This window comes from Streptomyces sp. NPDC017520 (genome assembly GCF_044329855.1).
GTDB lineage: Bacteria > Actinomycetota > Actinomycetes > Streptomycetales > Streptomycetaceae > Streptomyces.
This window is the reverse complement of sequence record NZ_JBIRKB010000014.1, coordinates 114,334-133,595: the sequence shown is the minus strand read 5'-3', so window position 1 is coordinate 133,595 and position 19,262 is coordinate 114,334. Positions and strand designations below refer to the sequence as shown.

Below are 19,262 nucleotides of genomic sequence, written 5' to 3'. Positions count from 1 at the left end.
CAGGCCCCACCTGCATCGGCCTGCCCCACCTGCTCAGGCCTGACTCACCTGCTCCGGCCTGCCCCACCCGCACCGGACGGAAACCGCTAGCCGACGCCCGCCCGCGAGCCCTCGGGCTCCCGGGCGGTGCGCCGTCGGCGGAGCAGGAACACCGGCAGCAACAGGCACTGGAGGCAGACCGCCCCCCAGAACACCCGCGCCGAACCCGCCGACTCCGCCGCCCCGTACAACTGCCCGCCCACCACCCCGCTGGCGAACGCGCCGACGCCCGCCGCCAGCCGCTGCCGCCCGAACACACGCGCCGGGGCGGCCGACGAACGGGCCAGCGCCTCCAGGTCGTTCTTGAGGAAGAGCACGATCTCACCGAGACACAGCAGCGCCCCGCCCACCGCGATCCCCGCGCGCCCCCCGGCCCCGATCGCCGCCATGCCCGCCGCCATCGCGCCGAACCCCCACCGCAGGGCGGCCGGGTAGCTCAGTGCGGCGACCCGCTCCGCCAGCACCGGCTGGCCGACGACGAGGAGGGCCGCGTACCCCGCCAGGACGGCCCCGTAGAAGGCCGCCGACGTCCGGGGGACCGCGTACAGCGCCAGATAGTGCTGGAAGAACATGAACGCGTACACGCTCAGCACGGTCACCACGAACGGGGAAGGCCCGGAGCGCGGTGCACCGTGCTCCGGGGCCCGGCCGGCGGCGGGCGCTGCGGAGGACCCGTCGGACGATCCGTCGGACGACCTGGTGGAGGGCCGGTCCGCCGCGTCCGCCGGCAGCAGCGCGTGCCCGGCCCCCACGAGTGCGAACAGCACGGTGACGCAGGAGAACAGCACCCCGGGGGAGCCCATGACGAGCGGCGCGGCGGCCGGAGGGCCCAGCGCCATCCCCGCGTTGAACGCCGAACCGCTCGCCGACAGCAGCCGGGGGCGCTCCGCCTCGGACGCCCCCTCAACCAGATACGCCTTGTTCGCCGGGAGGTACAGCGCCGCGCCCGCCGACACCAGCAGCAGCGCCCCGACCGCGAGGACCGGACTCGTCAGCCCCGGGACGAACGCTGCGAACCCCGCCGTACGCAGCCCCAGCGCCAGCAGCATCGCGCGCCGCAGCCCGATCCGCCCGGTCACCGGCCCCGCCACCACGCCTCCGGCGAACTGGATCAGCGAGGCGACGGCCAGCACGAAGCCGACCGTGCCGAGACCGAGGCCGAGCCGCTGGTGCAGCAGCACCGACACGTAGGGCAGCACGGCGAAGCTGCCCAGCGTGATCAGGAACGAGCCCCCCAGCAGGAACCGCTGCGGGCCGGTGAGCGGCGGGCGCCGCCTCCGCCCGGGGGCGGCCCGGCCCGGCCGTCCCCGGTCCGCGCCGGCCCCCGGAGCTCCGTCCGTCCGGCCGAGGCTCACCTTCCCGGGCTCACGGCGCCCCGGCGACGACCGGGCGGACCCGGACGGCCGCGCTCCACGCCCGGTGCTGGGCCAGTTCCGCCGTCCGCGCCTCGGCCAGCACCATGCCCGTACAGCCCCGCTGGTCGCCGACGTGGTCCACGCTCTCGCCGGGCTCGCGTACCGGGAACCACTCCACCGCCCCCGGGAACGCCCCGAGTTCGTCGAGACCGTGCCAGCCCTTCAGCACCCCGGGCCGCTCCGCGTACACCAGGACGAAGCCGTACGCGGGCCCTGTGGCGTCGAGCGGGGTGTCCAGCAGCGCCGGGCGACGGCCGAGCGCCTCGTCCATCATGGCCGTGTAGACATTGGTCCGCAGCGTCCGGCACAGCACCTCGCCGACCAGCGCGCCGCCGATCCTGCGGTTGATCTCCACCAGCTCGGGTCCGTCGGCCGTCAGGACGAACTCCACATGGGCGAAGCCCCGTCGGTGACCCGCCGCCGCGAGGACCCGGCCCACCCACGCCTCGATCCCGTCCCGCTCCCCCCGGTCCAGCGCCACCGGGAACGCCGCCGCCTCCTCCCGTACCACCGCCGCCCGGGACGTCTGGCGGCTCAGCACCCCGAGCAGCCGGGTGGTCCCGTCCCAGCCGATGGTCTCCGCGCTGTACAGCGGACCTGCGAGGAACGCCTCGGCGAACAGCTCGCCGGCCAGAGGCTGTCGTGCCGCCTCCGCCAGCGCCCGGTGCAGGGCCTCCTCGTCGTGCACGATCCACACAGAGCGGGACGAGGTGCCCGCCGAGTCCTTCAGGACCGCGGGCAGCCCCACTGCCCGCAGCACCTCCCCGGCGCCTTCGGGACCCGGCGGGACGGATACGGCCGCACTCCGGCTCAGCCCCCGCGCGTGCAGCGTCTCCCGGACCCGGCGCTTGTCCCGCAGCAGCCGTACGGCCCCGGGATCGGCGCCCGGGAGCCCCAGTTCGGCGGCCAGCTCGGCGGCCGGCAGGCTCCAGGTGTCCGTCGTGTTGATCAGCCCGGCCAGGCCCGGCACGGCGGCCAGGGCCCGACGGGTGGCCTCCGGATCCATCGTGTCGACGTCCACGACGTCCAGCGCGTCCGGCGGCAGCACCGCCAGCTCGTGCCGGTAGACCGCACGGTCGCCGGTCAGCAGGCACAGCCGGTGCCCCGCTCCGGCGGCGGCCTCCACCATCCTGCCCAGGCCGAAGGACAGGGACTCCAGTGCGGCGATCGTCATGGCAGCAGCTCCACGGTCGGTACGGGGGAGGGGGCGTCGCCCTCGACGGTCCTCGCGGCCTCCGGAGCGGCGCGCCCGGCCCACTCCATCACCGACCACGGCGGCAGCAGCTCGGCCGGCGACGCGATGGTCCGGGGCCGCAGCCCGGCCGGGTCCAGGGCCTCGGCGTGCCGGGTGAACACCCGCTCCGCGTACCGGTGTCCGGTGTCGGCGCCCAGCACCAGGTGCAGCCGGCCGGGATCGCGGGCCGCCTCCCAGGACGCCGTCAGATGGGCCGCCCCGGTGGACAGGCCGGCGAACACCGCGTGCTCCCGCAGCAGTCCGACCGCGCCCGCCATCGCGTGGCGGAAGTCCAGCCAGTGGACGGTGTCGTACAGCTCGTGGCGGACGTTCCCGAACGGTATCGAGCTGCCGATGCCCGCGATGATCGCCTCCGGGTCCTCGAACCGCTCGCTCCCGAACGTCACGCTGCCGAACGGCTGGATGCCCACCAGCCGCACCGACCGCCCCGACTCCCGCAGCGCGCGGGCCAGTCCACCGGTCGACGCACCCGTGCCCACCGCGCCGACCACGGTCAGCGGACCCTCCGGCAGCGCCCCGGTGAGCAGCTCCGCGAACTCCCGGTAGCCCTCGTGGTGGACCTGGTCGTGGTACTGCCGCATCCAGTGGAAGTCCGGCCGCTCCGCCAGCAGCCGGCGCACATGGCGCACCCGCAGCTCCTGGTCCAGGCGCAGGCTCCGCGAGGGCGGCATCGCGTCCACCGTCGCGCCGAGGATCTCCAACTGGGCCCGCATGGTGTCGTCCACGGTGGTGGAGGCGACGATGTGGCAGCGCAGCCCGTAGCGGTGGCAGGCCATGGCGAGCGCCAGCGCGTAGATCCCGCTGGAGCTGTCGACCAGGGTCTGCCCGGGGACCACCCGGCCCCGGCGCAGCAGCGAGCGGACCGCGCCGAGCGCCGCGTACACCTTCATCGTCTCGAAGCGGGCGAGGACGATGTCGCCGGTCAGCCGGACCAGGTCCGGGGTCTTCACCGCGTCGGTGATGTGCTCGTGGACCGTCGCGACGGCCGGGCGCGCGGAAGCGTCCGGCCCCGCGGCGCGCGGACGGGCGTCCGCCCCGGCCCTCACTTGCGCCGCCCGCGCACGATCAGCCGGTCCGAGCGCTGGTCGTAGCCGGACGCGTCGAACCCGCCGAAGCACTCCACATCGGTGAAGCCCGCGCTCTCGAAGAGGGCGTGCAGCTCGGCCGCCGAGTAGAGCCAGGAGGTGATGGACGCCGTCCGCGCGGTGGTGCCGCGCACCAGCGTCCAGTCCGTGCGCAGCCGCCGCCAGCTGTCGAGCACGGTGTCACGCTGGACCACGTAGCCGCCGTCGGGCAGGTCGACCGCCTTCGGCCGCCCGATCCAGCCAGCCAGCACCTCCTTGCCCATCACGTCCACCAGGAGCTGCCCGCCCGGGGCGAGGCTCTCGTGGGCGTTGCGCAGCACCCGGAGGTTGTCGTCGGCCTCGTCGAAGTAGCCGAACGACGTGAAGACGTTCAGCACCACGTCGAACGCGCCCGGCTGCCGGTACGCGAGCATGTCGGCGCGCTCCAGCCGGACCTCGGCGCCCGCCGCGTCGCAGGCGGCCCGGGCGCTCTCCAGCATGGAGGGCGACAGATCGACCCCCGTCACCTCGTACCCGCGCTCCGCCAGTGGCACCACGAAGAGACCCGGCCCGCAGCACAGGTCCAGGACTCTCGCGCCCGGTGGGAAGTCCAGCAGGGGAGAGGACGCGACCAGGGCGGCCGCGGACTCGGCCCGCGCCGCCGAGAACATCGTCGGGGCGAAATCGGACCAGAGAGCGTCGTCCTCGTACCAGTGCATGCCTCGCGGCCTCCTCCCGGGCCCGGGGCCCGTGGGTGTCCTGCTGCCGTCGCCCGGGCAGCCGTGTCACGTCACCGGCCGCCGTTCTCGTCACCGGGCGGGCCTCCCGCACCCGGCGTCTCTCCAGTAGTCGGCCGACCCGGCCGGGAAGTTCCCCGCGATCACCGGGCGGCGGCGGGCCACCGCCCGGCACTGCCCGCGCCTCACCGGCGGCCCCCGGGCGGTGTGCAGGCGACGTAACCGTCGCTGTTCGCCCGGTGTCATCCCCGGGTAACGGGCCCTTCCTAGATTCGGGGACGACCGCAGCCCGCCCCCGCGTCCCTCCGGGAACGCCCGCCCCGAAGGGTCCCCATGACCGTGCCGACCCCGCCGCCGGACGCTCCCGCCACCGACCGGGTGCGCACGGTCTGCTCGTACTGCGGTGTCGGCTGCGGGATCGTCCTCGACATCGCCGCCGGCCCCGACGGCCGCCGCACCGTCGTGAAGGCCTCGGGGGACAAGGAGCACCCGTCGAACGCCGGCCGGCTCTGCACCAAGGGCGCGACCGGCGCGGACCTCCTCGCCGCCCCCGGACGGCTGACCACCGCCCTGGCCCGCCCCGACCGCAGCGAGCAGCCCGCCCCGCTCGGCCGGGACGCCGCCATCGCGGAGACGGCGCGCCGGCTGCGGTCCGTGCTGGACACCCACGGCCCCGACGCGGTGGCCCTCTACGTCTCCGGCCAGATGACGCTGGAGGCGCAGTACCTCGCCAACAAGCTGGCCAAGGGCTTCATCGGGACCAACACCATCGAGTCCAACTCCCGGCTTTGCATGGCGAGCGCGGGCAGCGGCTACAAGCTGTCCCTCGGCGCGGACGGGCCGCCCGGCTCCTACGAGGACTTCGCTCACGCCGACGTCTTCCTCGTCACCGGAGCCAACATGGCCGACTGCCACCCGATCCTCTTCCTGCGGATGATGGAGCGCGTCAAGGCGGGCGCGAAGCTGATCGTCGTCGACCCCCGGCGCAACGCCACCGCTGCCAAGGCCGACCTGTACCTCCGGATCCGGCCCGGCACCGACCTGGCCCTCCTCAACGGGCTGCTGCACCTCCTCGTCGAGAACGGGCACACCGACCCGGAGTTCATCGCCGAGCACACCGAGGGCTGGGAGCGGATGCCCGCCTTCCTCCGCGACTACCCGCCCGCCGCCGTGGCGGAGATCACCGGCATCCCCGAGGACGACATCCGGCGGGCGGCCCGCTGGATCGGCGAGGCGGGCGACTGGATGAGCTGCTGGACGATGGGCCTCAACCAGTCCACCCACGGCACCTGGAACACCAACGCGATCGTCAACCTGCACCTGGCGACCGGAGCGATCTGCCGTCCCGGCAGCGGCCCCTTCTCGCTCACCGGCCAGCCCAACGCCATGGGCGGGCGCGAGATGGGCTACATGGGCCCCGGACTGCCCGGCCAGCGATCGGTCCTGGTCGACGAGGATCGCGCCTTCACGGAGGAGCTGTGGGACGTGCCGCCCGGCACCCTGAGCGCGGACGGCTCGGGCAGCGGCACGGTCGACATGTTCCGGCGCATGGCCGAGGGGGAGATCAAGGCCTGCTGGATCATCTGCACCAACCCGGTCGCCTCGGTCGCCAACCGCCGGACCGTCATCGAGGGCCTGGAGGCCGCCGAATTCGTCGTCACCCAGGACGTGTTCGCCGACACCGAGACCAACGCGTACGCCGATGTCGTCCTGCCCGCCGCCCTCTGGGCCGAGTCCGAGGGCGTGATGATCAACTCGGAGCGCACCCTCACCCTCTCCCGCCGCGCCGCCGACCCGCCGGGAGAGGCCTGGCCGGACTGGCGGATCATCGCCGCGGTTGCCTGCGCCATGGGGTACGAGGACGCCTTCGGCTACACGAGCGCCGAGGAGGTCTTCGCCGAGATCACCCGGGCGTCGAACCCGCGCACCGGCTACGACCTGCGCGGGGTGACGTACGAGCGGCTGCGCGGCACGCCCGTGCAGTGGCCCAGCGCCGACGTCGACGGCCCGGCCCGCAACCCCGTGCGCTACGTCAACGACGGCGTCAGCCAGGAGCTGACCGTGCGGCCCGACGGAAGCGTGCCGAGGCTCGCCTTTCCCACACCGAGCGGCCGGGCCGTCTTCCACGCCCGCCCGCATCTGCCGCCGGCCGAGATGCCCGACGAGGACTACCCGTTCGTCCTCAACACCGGGCGGCTCCAGCACCAGTGGCACACCCTCACCAAGACCGCGAAGATCACCAAGCTGAACCGGCTGGACCCCGGCCCGTTCGTGGAGATCCACCCCGACGACGCCGCCGCCCTGGGCCTCGGCGAGGACGACGGGGTCGAGGTCGCCTCGCGGCGTGGCCGCGCGGTGCTCCCGGCCCGGATCACCGACCGGGTGCGGGCGGGGGAGTGCTTCGCCCCGTTCCACTGGAACGACCTGTTCGGCGAGTACCTCGGTGTGAACGCCGTGACCAACGACGCGGTCGACCCGATCTCGTTCCAGCCCGAGCTGAAGGTGTGCGCGGTCCGGCTGGCGAAGGTCGCCGCACCCGCGGCGCGCCGCGAACCGGCCGCGGCGCAACGGCTCTCGCCCACCGGTGTCCCCGGCCTCCCGGACGCCCCCGGCCGGCCCGCGGGCACGTCGGGGCCGGTGGGAACGCCAGGCCTCGGAGGCATGCCGGTTTTCGTGGGCTCGCCGGGCCCGGTGGACGCCTCGGGCCCGGTGAGTGCCCCGGGGCTGGTGGGCGCGCTGGGCCTGGTGGACACCGCCCCACCCGTCCTCACGGAGACGGAACGCCGCTATCTGGCCGGATTCCTCGCGGGCCTGGGCACTCGGCCGGAGGGCACCCCGGTGCTTCCGGCGGGCGCTCCGTTCGCCCCGGACCACGCGCTGTGGGTCAACGGAGTGCTGGCCGGCACGTACTCCCGGCTCGCGGGGACGCCGGAGCCCGCCCCCGCGGCGCCGACGGGCGCCCCGGAGGAACCGGCCCGGCCGGTCGTCGTGCTCTGGGCCTCGCAGACCGGCAACGCCGAGGAGGCCGCCGCGACGGCTGCCCGGACCCTGGCCGCCGAGGGATACCGCACCACGCTCCTCGGCATGGACGACGGGACGCCCGACGCCCTGCCGAGCCCGGCCGACCTCCTCGTCGTCACCAGCACCTTCGGCGACGGCGACGCCCCCGACAACGGCTCCGGCTTCTGGGAGGCGCTGAACGCCCCCGGGGCCCCGGGCCTGGCGGGCGTCCGTTACGCCGTGCTCGCGCTCGGCGACTCCAGCTACGACGACTTCTGCGGCCACGGCCGCCGTCTGGACGAACGCCTCGGCGAACTGGGCGCCGAGCGGCTGGTCCCGCGCACCGACTGCGAACCGGAGTACGAACAGCCCTTCGACCAGTGGCTCAAGGAGGTCCGGGCGGCGCTGGAGGCGACGACGACACCGGAGGAGACGGCGGAGCCGGCGACGGCCGCGCCGCCCGGGTCTGCCGCGCCGCCCGGGTCTGCCGCGCCGCCCGGGTCTGCCGCGCCGCCCGGGTCTGCCGCACCGCCCGGGTCTGCCGCACTGCCCGCGTCCGCCGCACTGCCCGCGTCCGCCGCATTGCCCGCCGCCGCACCGCCCGGGTCTGCCGCACCGCCCGCCGCCGCGGCGACGGCGTCGCCGGTCGGGGCGGCCCCCGCCCGTCCCTCCAGGGCCGCGCCCGTCACCGCCCTCCTCACCGGGAACCGCCTCCTGAGCCTGCCCGGCGCGACGAAGGAGGTCCGTGCGTTCACGATCGACACGCGGGGCGCCGACACCCCCCTGACGTACACGGCCGGGGACGCGCTGGGCGTACAGCCCCTCAACTCGCCGGACCTGGTGGCCGAATGGCTCGACGTCACCGGACTCGACCCCGCCGCCGAGGTGGACGTCCCCGGGCACGGCCCGGTCGCCCTGGAGACGGCGCTGCACCGCCACCTGGACATCGCCCGCGTCACCCCGGACCTGCTGCGCCTGGTCGTCGACCACACGGGGGACCGGTCCCTGAAGAAGTTGCTGCGCCCCGACAACAAGGGCGAGAGGGACCGGTGGATCTGGGGGAGGCAGGCCGCCGACGTCCTGGCCGAACACCCGGTACGCGCCACGGCCGCCGCCTGGGCCGAGGTGCTCGGGCCGCTGCGGCCCCGGCTGTACTCCATCGCCTCCAGCCCGCTCGTGGACCCCCACCGCATGCGGCTGACCGTCTCCGTGATCCGCTACGAGAGCCACCGCGGCCGGCTGCGCAAGGGCGTCGCCTCCACGTTCCTCGCCGACGCCGCACCGGAGAGCCCTCTGTCGGTGTTCGTCCAGCGCAACGAACGCTTCCGCCCGCCCGCCGACCCGGCCACCCCGATGATCATGGTCGGACCCGGTACGGGAGTCGCTCCGTTCCTGGGCTTCCTGGAGGAACGCCGGGCGCTCGGCCACCCCGGCCCCAACTGGCTGTTCTTCGGCGAGCAGCACCGCGCCACGGACTTCTACTACCGTGACGAACTCGAAACGCTGAGCCGCTCGGGCACCCTGACCCGGCTGGACACCGCCTTCTCCCGCGACCAGCGGGCCAAGGTCTACGTCCAGGACCGGATGCGCGAGCACGGAGCCCAGCTCTGGTCCTGGCTCCGCGACGGCGCCCACCTCTATGTCTGCGGCGACGCCTCCCGCATGGCCAAGGACGTCGACCGGGCCCTGCGCGACATCGCCGTCGCCCACGGGGGACTCGACCCCGACGCGGCGGCCGCGCAGGTCAAGCAGCTAGCCTCGGACCGCAGATACGTGCGTGACGTGTACTGAACGAGGGAGCGCGGCGACATGGGGTGGACCGAGGTACCGGTGGACACCGAGCCGGCGGCGGGCGCCGTCCTGCTGATGGGCATCCCCGGCAGCGGCAAGAGCACCGTGGCCGCGGCTCTCGCCGCCCGCTTCGCCGCCTCCGCCCACATCGAGGTGGACGCCCTCCAGGAACTCATCGTCTCCGGCGGCCGGTGGCCCTCGCCCGAGCGGGACGAGGAGGCGGACCGGCAGATCTTCCTCCGGGCCCGCAACGCCTGCCTGCTGGCGGACAGTTTCGTCGCCGCGGGCTTCCTCCCGGTCATCGACGACGTCGTCGTACGCCGTGCCCACCTCGACTTCTACCGCGCCACGCTCACCGGCGTACCGCTGCACTGCGTGGTCCTGGCTCCCGGCGCCGCGAAGGCCATGGAGCGCAACCTCGCCCGGGACAAGACGCTGACGACGGACTGGTCGTTCCTGGAGACGGCGATGCGCGCCGAACTGGCCGACGAGAAGATCTGGATCGACAGCGCGGAACTGACCGTGGACGAGACGGTCGACGCGGTCCTGTCCGCCACCGGCCTGAGGCCTCCGCGGACCTGATACCCCAGCGGCCCTGTCCACCGGTCAGGCACCGAGGAGCGTGCCGAAGCTGTCTGACCCCAAAGAATTTCCGGTCAGGAAGTTCACGATCACGACCCTGATTTCCCCTCAACTCATAACGGCTTCGCGGTCGGTACCCATGAGGAAGAGGAGGCCCCCGAATGGACTCGGCCATGACAGTGTTCGGTTCGATCGTCATCGCCAAAGCCTTCGCGCTGACGGCGCTCTGGCTGCGGTTGCACCGACGGGCGCAGAGCGAACGGGAACGGCACCACTGTCTGCTGGAGATGGCGGGCAAGCTGCCGACAGGAGGCACGGTGGAAATGGGCGAACGCGGCGACACCGGGCATTACCTGTGCGTGAGGATCGAAGGTCCCCCGGCCGACGGCGAGAAGGGCCTCACGGCATGAGCGTCCAGGACCCGGCCGAGGGGGCTGACCGGTCAGCGGCTGTCCCCGCGCCTCCTGCCCCGTTCGACCGGGACGACCGGGACCGGCAGCGGACGGACGCGGAGTTCGCCTCCTTCTACCGCGAGGAACTGCGCTCGCTGGTCGGCTTCCTGATCAACCAAGGGGCCGGCGTGCGGGACGCCGCGGACATCGCGCAGGAGAGCATGACCGACGCCTACCGGTGCTGGGGCGACATCGAGTATCCGAAGGCGTGGGTCCACAAGGCCGCCTCCCGTGCGCTGATACGCAAGGTCGCCGAGATCGAAGATCCCGTCGAGGACGTTCCCGAGCCGACGTCCCTGCTGCCGCGTCCCGACGCCATCGCCGAGTGGGAGGCGCGGTACGACGCGCTGCTCATCCTGCGCGGCCTCCCTCCGAGACAACGCCAGGTCATGGCCTGGACCCTGAACGGCTTCACGCCCACCGACATCGCCGACCACCTCGGTCTGTCGGCCGAGACCGTGCGCGCCAACCTCAAGAAGGCCCGCCGAGCCGCAGTAGCCCGTATCGAGGAACGCGAGGAGGACCAGTGACCCGCCACCCCGCATACGACCCTGACGGGCAGGAACCGCACCGGCGGCTCGATCGGATCCAGCCCTCCCTGGCCCGTGCTCTGGACGGAGTTCTCGATGTCGAAGCCGGACTGCGGGAGATACTCATCCTCTCTCGCCACGACACCGCCGTCGACGGCCTCGACGCCGTCCTGGACACCGAGGCCGGACTCTCCGCCATCCTGCCTCCCGCCGCACCCGGCAGCTCCTTCCGCGGACCGCACGACGGCAAGCGGACGGAGGCACTCCTACGCGCGATCGGGCCGGAGGACCGCATGGCCCTGCGCAACGAGACGGAGGTCAGGACGGCCAGCCTGCGGCTTGCCCGCACCCGCAGGCTGGCGCTGGAGCTGGAGGACCACCCGCCCTACGACACCTACCTCGCTCGCACGCTTGCTCTCGACCTCGCTTGCGACATCACCCACGACCTCGCCCACGATCTCCCGCTGGCCCGCGGCCTGGCTCGGGACCTCAGCATCACCGCCGCCCGTGAACTCGACCTCAGCCGTGCCGCCGCTGTCGCCGACCGCCTCGGACAAGCGCGCGGACTCGGCTCCCGTGCGGACCGCCTCGCGGCTCGCACGCGCGCCGGGGACCTGACCTCCGCCCTGGACCTCGCTCACGCCCATGCCGTCGGCCTCGCCCGCGACGTCGGCCGCAACCGAGGCATCGCCCTGACCTTCCGTCTCAACGTTGCCGATGACCTCGATCTCGCCCTGGACATCGCCCACGGCCGCGCCATGGACCTGGTCCATCTCCTCGGCTTCGAACCCGGCCCCGATCGGAGTCCCGCCCACCGTGAGCTCGTCGACCAGGTCGTGGGCATCCGTACCGCTGAGATGTGCCGAACCATCGGCCGGGTGTTCGGTCAGAAGCCCCCCACGCTCGACGGTGCCTCCCTGCACGCGCTGTTGAACGACTTCGTCACCGCCGACCTGAGGGATGCCGACCTGGCCGGGATCGACCTCACAGGGGTGCACTGGTCGGAGCGCGGCACACAGTGGCCCGCGGGCCTGGACGTCGAAGCGCTGAAAGCCCACTCGGAAAAGACGTTCCCGGGCAGCGGTACCTGGGTCGTCCGCTCCGGCACCGCGACGCTCCACGACCTCGCCGACCGGTAGCCGGACGGACCCTGGGCTCGGGCGGTCGGCGGCCCCGCCCGCCGTTCGCGGTCGGACAACCGGCTCGGCCCCGGCGTTGTCAGACCCCCGCCGTACGGTGGGGACCATCTATCCGCGCTGCTGGCTGCTGCGCTGCTGGATCGCCCCGCCCGGCTGCTCCCGGGCGGGGCGCACAACGCCTACGGGGTGGTGCCCGCCGACTCACCCGCGTGCGGGCTCAGCACCCCGGCCCAGATCAGGATGAAGAGGACGATGCCGAGGAGGATGCGGTAGATGACGAACGGCATGAAGCTCTTGGTCGTGATGAACTTCATGAACGAGTTCATAGCGTCTAGGTCTTGAGCGACTTTGACCTGCTGTTTTCCACCACTCTTCAAGATCGAAACAGGGAGCAGTGGGAGATGGCACCTTCCAGTGCTCTCCCTCGCTGGCCGCGAAGCGCAGCCACCTGGTTTGCTGCGAATCGGCAATCCCCTGTGGCCGCCACGTGCAGCAGGCGGGTCCGCCACATATACCGACTCCGGTGACACGATCGGTTCCGGTGTCATCCTCGGATAGTTTCGGCCGACGATCGCGGCCTGGCTCAGCCGCGGATCGCACGTCACCTGACGCGTGACTGGTCACCAGCCCTGCCCCGGCCTCGCCGCATGGAAGGCGCATCCAGCTGACCGGCCCGCGAGCCGCCAACGCGACCAGTGCGGGGTCGAACTCGAGCGCGTCACTGTGGTCGAAGGGGCAGGACATCATCTGGTCGCCGGTGGGCGTGGGGTGACTCCCGCGGGTACGGGGGTACGGGGGGGGGTACGGGGGGGGATCATCCCGCCCGCTCGATGCCCTCCCGCCTGGCTCCGCGTCCGAATCCCGCCGAAGAGCTGACCGACCACGACAGCCCACAGGGCTCTGGCCGCCGCGCTGACCCGCAGTCGGGCGGAGAGCCGCGCAGTCGCCTGAGTCCCACCGGTGGTCCGACACCTGTGTCCCGACCGGCCGCTCTAGCGTGAGACTCATGTGTACGCGTGTGCTGTGGCAGGCGGCCTGGCAGCCGGTCGTCGTGGGCCGGAACATGGACTGGAAGCAGAGCCTGGACACCAGCCTGTGGGTGCTGCCCCGCGTGGCGGAGCAGGCGGGTATGGGAGCGGACGACCCGCTGCCGCTGCGGTCGAGCCCGTTACGGCAGCGTGGTGGCCACCGCGTACGACTCCGCCACCACGGACGGGACCAACGAGGCGGGTCTTGGCGCGCATCTGCCGTGGCTGGCCGAATCGGACCACGGGGAGCGCGGCCCGCGCCTGCCGGCCGTGAGCGTCGCACTGTGGACGCTGCACCTCTTACGAGCTGGTGCGTGATTGCGCTGGAGACGTGGGTGCCTGACCTGACCTGGGGCTTTGTGTCAGTCGGTGGTGTTGCGGTCGGAGACGAGGCCGGCGATGGCCCGGTAGGTGGCGGGCAGGTTCTCCCGGCGGTGGGTCCAGCGGGTCAGTTGCTTCCAGCGTTTGTGGTCGGCGAGGGCGTGTTCGACGGTGATGCGCTTTGAAGAGTGCCGGTGTCGGGCTCGTAGGCGGGCTTCGAGGACCTCGGGCGGGCTGATCTTGTTCCCCTTCCTGGGCGGGGTGACCGCTTGGCCGGGGTGGTCGCGACGGAGTCCGAGGTAGCCGTCGTCCAGGAGGACTTCCACGTCGGGAAAGTGCTGGAAACAGGTGCCGATGCCTTCATTGCGTGCGGCGGTCACGTCGTGCATCCGTCCTGGTCGCAGGGTGTCGGTCCAGAGTGTGCGGCCCTGATGGTCGGCGATGACGGTGGCCTTCATCGTGTTCTGCTTCTTCTTCCCCGAGACGAAGGAACGGCGTCCGCCGCGGCTGGCCGGGGGCCGGCGGACCTGGACTTCGGTGGCGTCCAGCCGCAGCTCGATGCCTTCAGCCTGGGCGTATGCGAACACATCCGCCAGGGTCCGCAGCCGCAGGCCGGGCCGGTCTGGGACCGCGCATCCCCGCTCGGCCAGCAGCCCTCGTATCTCACCGATCGCACGGGTGATCGTGGAGCGGTCGACGCCGAACAGCAGCCCCAACGCTGCATGCGGCAAATCGTGCCGCAGATGAATCAGTGTGGCCACGACCCGGTCGACGAACACCAGCCGATGCCGGACACCCGCTCCAGCCCCGCGCTTCCTGGCCCCGCCGCGAGCTTCGTAACGCCGGCCCTCGACCACGGCCTGCCAAGGGTCGGCCAACTCCTCAACCAGGCAGGCGAGATGACCCCGGGAGACCCCCGTGAACACCTGATGCGCGAGAACCGTCCGACTGACCATGATCGCCACAACCGGATCATGCCACCCACCAGCAAGAACACCTCACCCGCAATCACGCACCAGCTCGTTAGACCGCTTCCCCACCGTCGCCGAGGCGGTCGCCGCGCTGGAGGCCGAACCCTTCTAGGTGCGCCCACAGGGCGACGCCCACGCCGGCACATAGAGCACGGTGCACCTGCCGCTTGACGACGCCACGGTAGACTCGGCGGTCATAGAGTTCCTCGACCGCCTCCCGCCCGCCGACACCCCGGCCCGCGCCTACGCCGCCCTGCTCAGCGTCATGCGCAACGCCGCCCAGTCGTTCGGCACTCCGGACCCGGCCCGCCCGAACATCTCCATGATCATCTGGCGCGCCCTCGCCGACCTGACCCACCGCGTCTACGCCTTCGAGTCCTCCTTCAGCCCGGACATCGTCTGGACCCGCCTCGACCACGCTTCGACCGTACCGCCCGCCTCGACCCGACCGCCGACAACCTGGTCGGCGACGTCACCGGCCGCTACGAGCCCCGCGAACCGTTCGCCCTCGCGGGGTCGTGAGGCAGCTCGCAGCTCGTGAAACCGTGGCCCGGCGTCCGGCAGAGAGTCAGGGCACGAGGCTGTCGAGGTCGATGTCGAGGGGGACGGGGACGGAGACCTTCAACCGGTTGCGGTGGATGCCCGTGGCCACATACGTGCTGGTCATGACGTCGAGTTCGTAGGTGTGGACGGTGGGGGCGCCGGCCTCGTCCTCGACGCGCCAGAAGTGGGGGATCCTGGCCTGTGCGTACTTGAAGGGCTTCAGGGACCGGTCGCGGTCCGCCGACTCCTCCGAGACGACCTCGATGACCAGGGCGACGTCCTCGGGCGCGTACCACGTCCGGTCGGGGTCGTAGGAGGCGGTGGTGAGCAGGATGTCGGGCTCAGGGCGGCTCTTCTTGTCGAGCCGGACGGTCATCTCACGCTCGGCATCGAACCCGTCGGGGGCGGCCTGGCGCAGGGCGAAGGTCAGGTTCTCCACCAGCCGGGCGTGCCAGGACCGCTGCGGCGACATCATGAAGATCAGGGCTCCGTCGATGAGTTCGGTGTGCCGCGGCGCCTGGGCGAGGCGGTCGAGGTCATCGGCTTCCCAGCCGCTGATCCTGGGCGGGATCATCCAGTCGGGGAGTTCGGCGGTCACGGCTTCCTCCAGGCGCCTCGAAGAGGTCAGGGGCCCTCATCCCGGATCGCGGACACGGGCGCAACGCTGGTGTGAGCATAGTCGAGCGACCGGACCTCTCACTCGGCCCGTGTGGGTCCGACGAGCCGGACGCCGGTGACCATCTCGGTGTGGATCCGGACGACGTGGTCCATGGACGAGCTGCTTCGGTGGAGTGGTGCACGTCAGCTTGAGCGTCGGGTCGAGGTCGGCCGACACCAGGCTTGCGATGTCGTCGAGGTCGCAGTGGTAGCCGCCGTCCTTTTCCTCACAGGTCAGGGGGCTTCCGCGGCGGCCGCGGAAGCCGACGGCGCGATGACGCCGCCCAGGAAGAAGGTCGGAGCGGGGAGCAGCGCCGCCGTGCGGAGGTGGACACGCTTGCGGGTGTCGCGTGACATGCCTTGCCTTTCTGGAGTGATCGTGCCGACCGGGGCCCGGCCTGCCGGAGCGGCCCCGAGACGGTCGGCGACGTCCCGGTGGGGCGCGTCACTGGTCGGGGGAGAGTGCATTCGGACCACTCGCCGCGAGCGGCTCGGCGAGCCTCGGCGTGTCGCGGGCGTAAGGGTGCGCGTACCGGAAGAACCCGGACGAGCAGAAGCGTGAAGTGTGGCGGCGATGGCGGGACGGGCAGTCGCTGAGTGAGATCGGGCGTGCGCTGGGCAAGGTGCCCGGGTCGATCCACGGGGTGGTCGCGGCGAAGGGCGGGTTCGTCCCGGCGGCCCGGACCAGGTCGGCCGGGGTGCTGTCGCTGGTGGAGCGGGAGGAGATCTCCCGGGGTCTGGCTGCCGGTGATTCCTTCCGGGCGATCGCGGGCCGGCTGGGGCGGGCACCGTCCACGGTCAGCCGCGAGGTAGGGCGTCATGGCGGGCGTGAGAAGTACCGGGCCGCTCGCGCGGACGAGGGCGCCTGGGACAATGCCCGGCGTCCGAAGTCCTGTCTGCTGCGGCAGAGTCCCACCTTACGGGACACGGTCGCGGGCAAGCTGAGTAGCCGTATCTCAACCGATCATGGAACGTGCGGGTCGAACAGGGTTCCTGATGGGGTGCCCTTCCGGCTGTACGCGCATGAGGGCAGGGCCTCTCGGTAGCTCGGGGATGCGAATCTGACCGAGCAGTACCAGGAGGCCCTGTTGTCACATGTGTACGCGGTTGCGCCTGTCGATTTCAACTCATCCGTCGTTTCGTGCGATTGTCGCGCATGTGTACGGGGAACGCGGCTGATCATCCGGACCGGGTACGGCGGTATCCGTCGGACATGACGGACGCGGAGTGGGTGGCGGTGCGGCCCTTGCTGCCCACGCCGTCCTGGCTGGAGGGCCGGGGCGGGCAGCCCGAGGGCTGCTGCCACCGTCAGATGCTGCACGCGATCCGCTACCTGGTCGCGGGCGGGATTTCCTGGCGGGCGATCCCCGCGGATTTCCCCGACTGGGCCCGGGTCTATGCCTTCTTCCGCCGCTGGCGCGAGAACGGGCTGGTCGCGGAGTTCCATGACCGGCTGCGCGGCCGGGTGCGGGAGCGCGAGGGGCGGGAGGCGGAGCCGACGGCGGGGATCATCGACGCGCAGTCGGTGAAAGCCGCCGCGAACGTTCCCGCCGGCTCACGCGGCTTCGACGGCGGGAAGCTGATCAACGGGCGGTAGCGGCACATCGTGATCGACTGCCTGGGGCTGCTGCTGGCCGTGGCCGTGACCGCCGCGAACGTCGGGGACCGCGAGGCGGCCGTCGGCCTGTTGACCCGGCTGCGGGCCCTGCACCGGGACATCTGCCTTGTATGGGCGGACGGCGGCTACACCGGCTCCCTCGGCGACTGGGCCCGGCAGAAACTCGCACTGGCCCTTCAGATCGTGAAGCGCACCGACGATATGGAGGGGTTCGTGGTGCTGCCCAGGCGGTGGGTGGTCGAGCGCACCCTGAGCTGGTTGATGCACTCGCGGCGTCTGTGCCGGGACTACGAGACCCTGACCGCCACCAGCGAGGCGATGATCACGCGGATGGGCCGCCGCCTGGCGAGGCCACGAGCCTGCGGCCGGCACTGAACGCGCCCGACGCCTCCTGCAGCAACCACCCGCGCTCGGCCAGGCGTTTCGCCTTCGACCGCACCCCCCTCGACCTTCGCCACCACCGTCGCCTCGATCCCGAGGGCCGTCGCGATGTCCTTGGCCCGCATCGGCTCATGGCCCGGCCGGTCCTGAAGCACGTTCAGGATCCGCAGGTTGTCCAGCGAGAGCACCGACACCGTCAGCCCCTCCCGCCAGGGCGGCACGATCGCTCCCGGAACCGACGCGGACGCAGGCCCAGGAACGGGAGTGGGCGCCGTTTCTCCCGCGTCCCCGGCTTCCGCCGCGGCAGTGGTCGCCGCGGCGGATACGGCCAGGGCCTCGACGAGCTCTTCGCGTGCGATCACCCGCCGGTCCAGCTCGATCTCACCGGCCTCCAAGGCCGAAGCCGGACGGGCCGCCTCCTCCCGCAGCACCTCCACCCGCTCACGGGCAGCCGCTTCCCGCGCCTCCAGCAACCCCAGCATCGACGCCATCGCGCACCCCTCACGAACAAGCGGAAGCAGAACGCCGGATGCCTCCCTCACCCCCGACCGGGACCATGCCTGACCAGCAGGAATCAAGCGATCACGTTCGGTTGAGATACGGCTTCTCATTCATCTAGCCGTGGTCTACGACAGGGGGTAAGCCGTTGCCGGTGGGCAGCAGGCGAAGGCGCCGGGAGCGTGGAGAGGAATATCTGGAGGAAGAGCGCCGTCGGCGCTTCTACGCGCCCCGCGTTCGTACTGCTTCGGCCGAAGACCTACTGGTCGTGGCGAGGGTCCTCACGGTATTCATGGAGATCAGAGTGGGGGACGGGGGGACCGATAGTGCTTGTCGTGGCACTACTGGTGATCAGCGGGGTTGCACTGGTGTCGCGTTGCGGGGGGCCGACGGCCTATCACCGGCCATGTCGCCGCAGGCGCAAGGGACTGTTCGCGCGTTGCCGGGACCATTCCTTCACGTTCGTCACGATCACCGATCTGGCGGGGCTCGCGCTGTTCGGACTGGCCTTCGGCGTATGGACGTTCTTCGGGGCGACCGGCTGATGCCGCGCCGACGGAGCCAGGGAGGGTGGTCGGCGGTGCCCTGGTGGGCCTGGGGCGTGGCAGCCCTCGCCGGAGTGGGCGGTCTGTGGCGTGCCGTCGCGGTCTGGCCCGTGTGGACGGGCGCGTTGCTCGCTGCCGTGGCGGCGGGGCTGGCACTGAGGCCGGGCCGGGCAGTGGTGCGGCGATGGGTCGGCCGCTCGGTGCTTCCCGGAGCGCCCCTGCGCTACTCGCTGGCACACCTGGACGCGCTGGCCCCTCGCGAGTTCGAGCTGGCGGTCTGCTCCTTGCTGCGCCGCGACGGACTGAGCGCGGAGCACGTGGGGAGAGCGGGAGACAAGGGCGCCGACGTCCTCGTCGTCGACCGTTCGCGACGGCGGGTAGTGGTGCAGTGCAAGCGACTGCGGCCGGACCGGCGGGTCGGGGACCAGGACGTGCAGCGCATCAACGGTACCTACCGTCATGATCACGGCGCCCAGTTCGCTGTGATCGTGACCACCGGCGGTTTCACGACAGCGGCCAGAGCAAGCGGCCCACGCTACGGAATCCACCTCGTGGACCGGAACGCCCTGGAGAGATGGGCGGATCAGGGCGAGCCGCTCTATCAAATACTTCGCGTGCTTGATCCGGTTGCCCGGCGCAGCCGGTGGTTGTCCAGATCTTGAGAGGCGGGGATCTCGCGTAAGGCGGTCCCAGATC

The 19,262-nt window shown here is 72.1% G+C and carries 20 protein-coding genes and 1 pseudogene; 12 read left to right on the top strand and 9 right to left on the bottom strand.

The features are described 5' to 3' along the window. Positions 1 to 86: 86 nt before the first annotated feature. The 4 genes from ACH4KB_RS28755 to ACH4KB_RS28740 are packed head-to-tail and all read right to left on the bottom strand — an operon-like array spanning position 87 to position 4,492. A complete protein-coding gene (locus ACH4KB_RS28755) occupies positions 87 to 1,394 on the bottom strand; it encodes an MFS transporter (RefSeq protein ID WP_398068757.1) in 1,308 nt (435 codons plus the stop codon). A gap of 10 nt (positions 1,395 to 1,404) precedes the next feature. Beyond that, complete coding sequence (locus ACH4KB_RS28750) at positions 1,405 to 2,628, bottom strand: ATP-grasp domain-containing protein (RefSeq protein ID WP_398068756.1); 1,224 nt, start codon at positions 2,626 to 2,628, stop codon at positions 1,405 to 1,407. Beyond that, positions 2,625 to 3,755 carry a pyridoxal-phosphate dependent enzyme gene (locus ACH4KB_RS28745; protein ID WP_398068755.1) on the bottom strand — a complete coding sequence of 377 codons (1,131 nt, stop codon included), beginning with the start codon at positions 3,753 to 3,755 and terminating at the stop codon, positions 2,625 to 2,627. Before ACH4KB_RS28745 ends, ACH4KB_RS28750 begins: the two co-directional genes overlap by 4 nt. Continuing rightward, positions 3,752 to 4,492 (bottom strand): class I SAM-dependent methyltransferase, encoded by a 741-nt coding sequence (locus tag ACH4KB_RS28740; RefSeq protein WP_398068754.1) that lies wholly within the window; start codon positions 4,490 to 4,492, stop codon positions 3,752 to 3,754. Before ACH4KB_RS28740 ends, ACH4KB_RS28745 begins: the two co-directional genes overlap by 4 nt. A gap of 351 nt (positions 4,493 to 4,843) precedes the next feature. Here ACH4KB_RS28740 and ACH4KB_RS28735 point away from each other — a divergent pair, with 351 nt between their 5' ends. The 5 genes from ACH4KB_RS28735 to ACH4KB_RS28715 all read left to right on the top strand — a co-directional run bounded on the left by ACH4KB_RS28735 (position 4,844) and on the right by ACH4KB_RS28715 (position 12,004). Next, positions 4,844 to 9,301 (top strand): molybdopterin-dependent oxidoreductase, encoded by a 4,458-nt coding sequence (locus ACH4KB_RS28735; RefSeq protein ID WP_398068753.1) that lies wholly within the window; start codon positions 4,844 to 4,846, stop codon positions 9,299 to 9,301. An 18-nt stretch (positions 9,302 to 9,319) separates the two neighbouring features. After that, on the top strand, positions 9,320 to 9,883 hold the full coding sequence (locus tag ACH4KB_RS28730; RefSeq protein WP_398068752.1) for an AAA family ATPase: 564 nt from the start codon (positions 9,320 to 9,322) through the stop codon (positions 9,881 to 9,883). A 161-nt stretch (positions 9,884 to 10,044) separates the two neighbouring features. Next, the gene (locus ACH4KB_RS28725; RefSeq protein WP_398068751.1) at positions 10,045 to 10,293 is read left to right on the top strand and encodes a hypothetical protein; all 249 of its coding nucleotides are present in this window, start codon (positions 10,045 to 10,047) and stop codon (positions 10,291 to 10,293) included. Further along, positions 10,290 to 10,865 (top strand): sigma-70 family RNA polymerase sigma factor, encoded by a 576-nt coding sequence (locus ACH4KB_RS28720; RefSeq protein WP_398068750.1) that lies wholly within the window; start codon positions 10,290 to 10,292, stop codon positions 10,863 to 10,865. The genes ACH4KB_RS28725 and ACH4KB_RS28720 overlap by 4 nt, the downstream gene beginning before the upstream one ends. Continuing rightward, positions 10,862 to 12,004, top strand: coding sequence for a hypothetical protein (locus ACH4KB_RS28715; RefSeq protein WP_398068749.1), 1,143 nt, complete (start codon positions 10,862 to 10,864; stop codon positions 12,002 to 12,004). The genes ACH4KB_RS28720 and ACH4KB_RS28715 overlap by 4 nt, the downstream gene beginning before the upstream one ends. Positions 12,005 to 12,183: 179 nt before the next feature. Here the strand turns inward: ACH4KB_RS28715 and ACH4KB_RS28710 are convergent. After that, positions 12,184 to 12,321: pseudogene (locus ACH4KB_RS28710) on the bottom strand (undecaprenyl-diphosphatase); the annotation flags it as partial. An 864-nt stretch (positions 12,322 to 13,185) separates the two neighbouring features. Here ACH4KB_RS28710 and ACH4KB_RS28705 point away from each other — a divergent pair. Then, positions 13,186 to 13,350: a hypothetical protein gene (locus tag ACH4KB_RS28705; RefSeq protein ID WP_398068748.1), complete on the top strand. Its 165-nt coding sequence runs from the start codon at positions 13,186 to 13,188 to the stop codon at positions 13,348 to 13,350. A 44-nt stretch (positions 13,351 to 13,394) separates the two neighbouring features. Here ACH4KB_RS28705 and ACH4KB_RS28700 read toward each other — a convergent pair whose 3' ends face one another. Then, positions 13,395 to 14,309, bottom strand: a complete 915-nt coding sequence (locus ACH4KB_RS28700; RefSeq protein WP_398068816.1) for a transposase family protein — start codon at positions 14,307 to 14,309, stop codon at positions 13,395 to 13,397. Between the two features lie 169 nt (positions 14,310 to 14,478). On the opposite strand from ACH4KB_RS28700, the gene ACH4KB_RS28695 reads away from it, so the two are divergent. Then, positions 14,479 to 14,865: a hypothetical protein gene (locus ACH4KB_RS28695; RefSeq protein WP_398068747.1), complete on the top strand. Its 387-nt coding sequence runs from the start codon at positions 14,479 to 14,481 to the stop codon at positions 14,863 to 14,865. Positions 14,866 to 14,892: 27 nt separating this feature from the next. Here the strand turns inward: ACH4KB_RS28695 and ACH4KB_RS28690 are convergent, their stop codons facing one another. Together ACH4KB_RS28690 and ACH4KB_RS28685 are read right to left on the bottom strand one after the other, a co-directional pair. After that, positions 14,893 to 15,441 (bottom strand): Uma2 family endonuclease, encoded by a 549-nt coding sequence (locus ACH4KB_RS28690; protein WP_398068815.1) that lies wholly within the window; start codon positions 15,439 to 15,441, stop codon positions 14,893 to 14,895. A gap of 317 nt (positions 15,442 to 15,758) precedes the next feature. Then, complete coding sequence (locus ACH4KB_RS28685; RefSeq protein WP_398068746.1) at positions 15,759 to 15,881, bottom strand: hypothetical protein; 123 nt, start codon at positions 15,879 to 15,881, stop codon at positions 15,759 to 15,761. Positions 15,882 to 16,087: 206 nt separating this feature from the next. Here ACH4KB_RS28685 and ACH4KB_RS28680 point away from each other — a divergent pair, with 206 nt between their 5' ends. The 3 genes from ACH4KB_RS28680 (at position 16,088) to ACH4KB_RS28670 (ending at position 17,517) form a co-directional block, all read left to right on the top strand. After that, positions 16,088 to 16,570 (top strand): transposase, encoded by a 483-nt coding sequence (locus ACH4KB_RS28680; RefSeq protein ID WP_398068745.1) that lies wholly within the window; start codon positions 16,088 to 16,090, stop codon positions 16,568 to 16,570. Positions 16,571 to 16,737: 167 nt separating this feature from the next. After that, positions 16,738 to 17,121, top strand: a complete 384-nt coding sequence (locus ACH4KB_RS28675; protein WP_398068744.1) for a transposase — start codon at positions 16,738 to 16,740, stop codon at positions 17,119 to 17,121. A gap of 9 nt (positions 17,122 to 17,130) precedes the next feature. Continuing rightward, positions 17,131 to 17,517 (top strand): transposase, encoded by a 387-nt coding sequence (locus tag ACH4KB_RS28670; protein ID WP_398068743.1) that lies wholly within the window; start codon positions 17,131 to 17,133, stop codon positions 17,515 to 17,517. Here ACH4KB_RS28670 and ACH4KB_RS28665 read toward each other — a convergent pair. Then, positions 17,430 to 18,014, bottom strand: coding sequence for a hypothetical protein (locus tag ACH4KB_RS28665; RefSeq protein WP_398068742.1), 585 nt, complete (start codon positions 18,012 to 18,014; stop codon positions 17,430 to 17,432). The two genes, ACH4KB_RS28670 and ACH4KB_RS28665, sit on opposite strands and share 88 nt — an antisense overlap. Before the next feature lie 342 nt (positions 18,015 to 18,356). On the opposite strand from ACH4KB_RS28665, the gene ACH4KB_RS28660 reads away from it, so the two are divergent. Both ACH4KB_RS28660 and ACH4KB_RS28655 read left to right on the top strand, forming a co-directional pair. Then, positions 18,357 to 18,566, top strand: coding sequence for a hypothetical protein (locus ACH4KB_RS28660; protein WP_398068741.1), 210 nt, complete (start codon positions 18,357 to 18,359; stop codon positions 18,564 to 18,566). Next, complete coding sequence (locus tag ACH4KB_RS28655; protein WP_398068740.1) at positions 18,539 to 19,228, top strand: restriction endonuclease; 690 nt, start codon at positions 18,539 to 18,541, stop codon at positions 19,226 to 19,228. The genes ACH4KB_RS28660 and ACH4KB_RS28655 overlap by 28 nt, the downstream gene beginning before the upstream one ends. The last annotated feature ends 34 nt before the right edge of the window (positions 19,229 to 19,262 follow it).

Excerpts from the sequence above, each read along its gene's own strand:
- ACH4KB_RS28750 (WP_398068756.1), bottom strand. The coding sequence starts at position 2,628 with ATGACGATCGCCGCACTGGAGTCCCTGTCCTTCGGCCTGGGCAGGATG.
- ACH4KB_RS28740 (WP_398068754.1), bottom strand. The coding sequence starts at position 4,492 with ATGCACTGGTACGAGGACGACGCTCTCTGGTCCGATTTCGCCCCGACG.
- ACH4KB_RS28735 (WP_398068753.1), top strand. The coding sequence starts at position 4,844 with ATGACCGTGCCGACCCCGCCGCCGGACGCTCCCGCCACCGACCGGGTG.
- ACH4KB_RS28730 (WP_398068752.1), top strand. The coding sequence starts at position 9,320 with ATGGGGTGGACCGAGGTACCGGTGGACACCGAGCCGGCGGCGGGCGCC.
- ACH4KB_RS28725 (WP_398068751.1), top strand. The coding sequence starts at position 10,045 with ATGGACTCGGCCATGACAGTGTTCGGTTCGATCGTCATCGCCAAAGCC.
- ACH4KB_RS28720 (WP_398068750.1), top strand. The coding sequence starts at position 10,290 with ATGAGCGTCCAGGACCCGGCCGAGGGGGCTGACCGGTCAGCGGCTGTC.
- ACH4KB_RS28700 (WP_398068816.1), bottom strand. The coding sequence starts at position 14,309 with ATGGTCAGTCGGACGGTTCTCGCGCATCAGGTGTTCACGGGGGTCTCC.
- ACH4KB_RS28690 (WP_398068815.1), bottom strand. The coding sequence starts at position 15,441 with ATGATCCCGCCCAGGATCAGCGGCTGGGAAGCCGATGACCTCGACCGC.
- ACH4KB_RS28685 (WP_398068746.1), bottom strand. The coding sequence starts at position 15,881 with ATGTCACGCGACACCCGCAAGCGTGTCCACCTCCGCACGGCGGCGCTG.
- ACH4KB_RS28675 (WP_398068744.1), top strand. The coding sequence starts at position 16,738 with ATGACGGACGCGGAGTGGGTGGCGGTGCGGCCCTTGCTGCCCACGCCG.
- ACH4KB_RS28665 (WP_398068742.1), bottom strand. The coding sequence starts at position 18,014 with ATGGCGTCGATGCTGGGGTTGCTGGAGGCGCGGGAAGCGGCTGCCCGT.
- ACH4KB_RS28655 (WP_398068740.1), top strand. The coding sequence starts at position 18,539 with ATGGACGTTCTTCGGGGCGACCGGCTGATGCCGCGCCGACGGAGCCAG.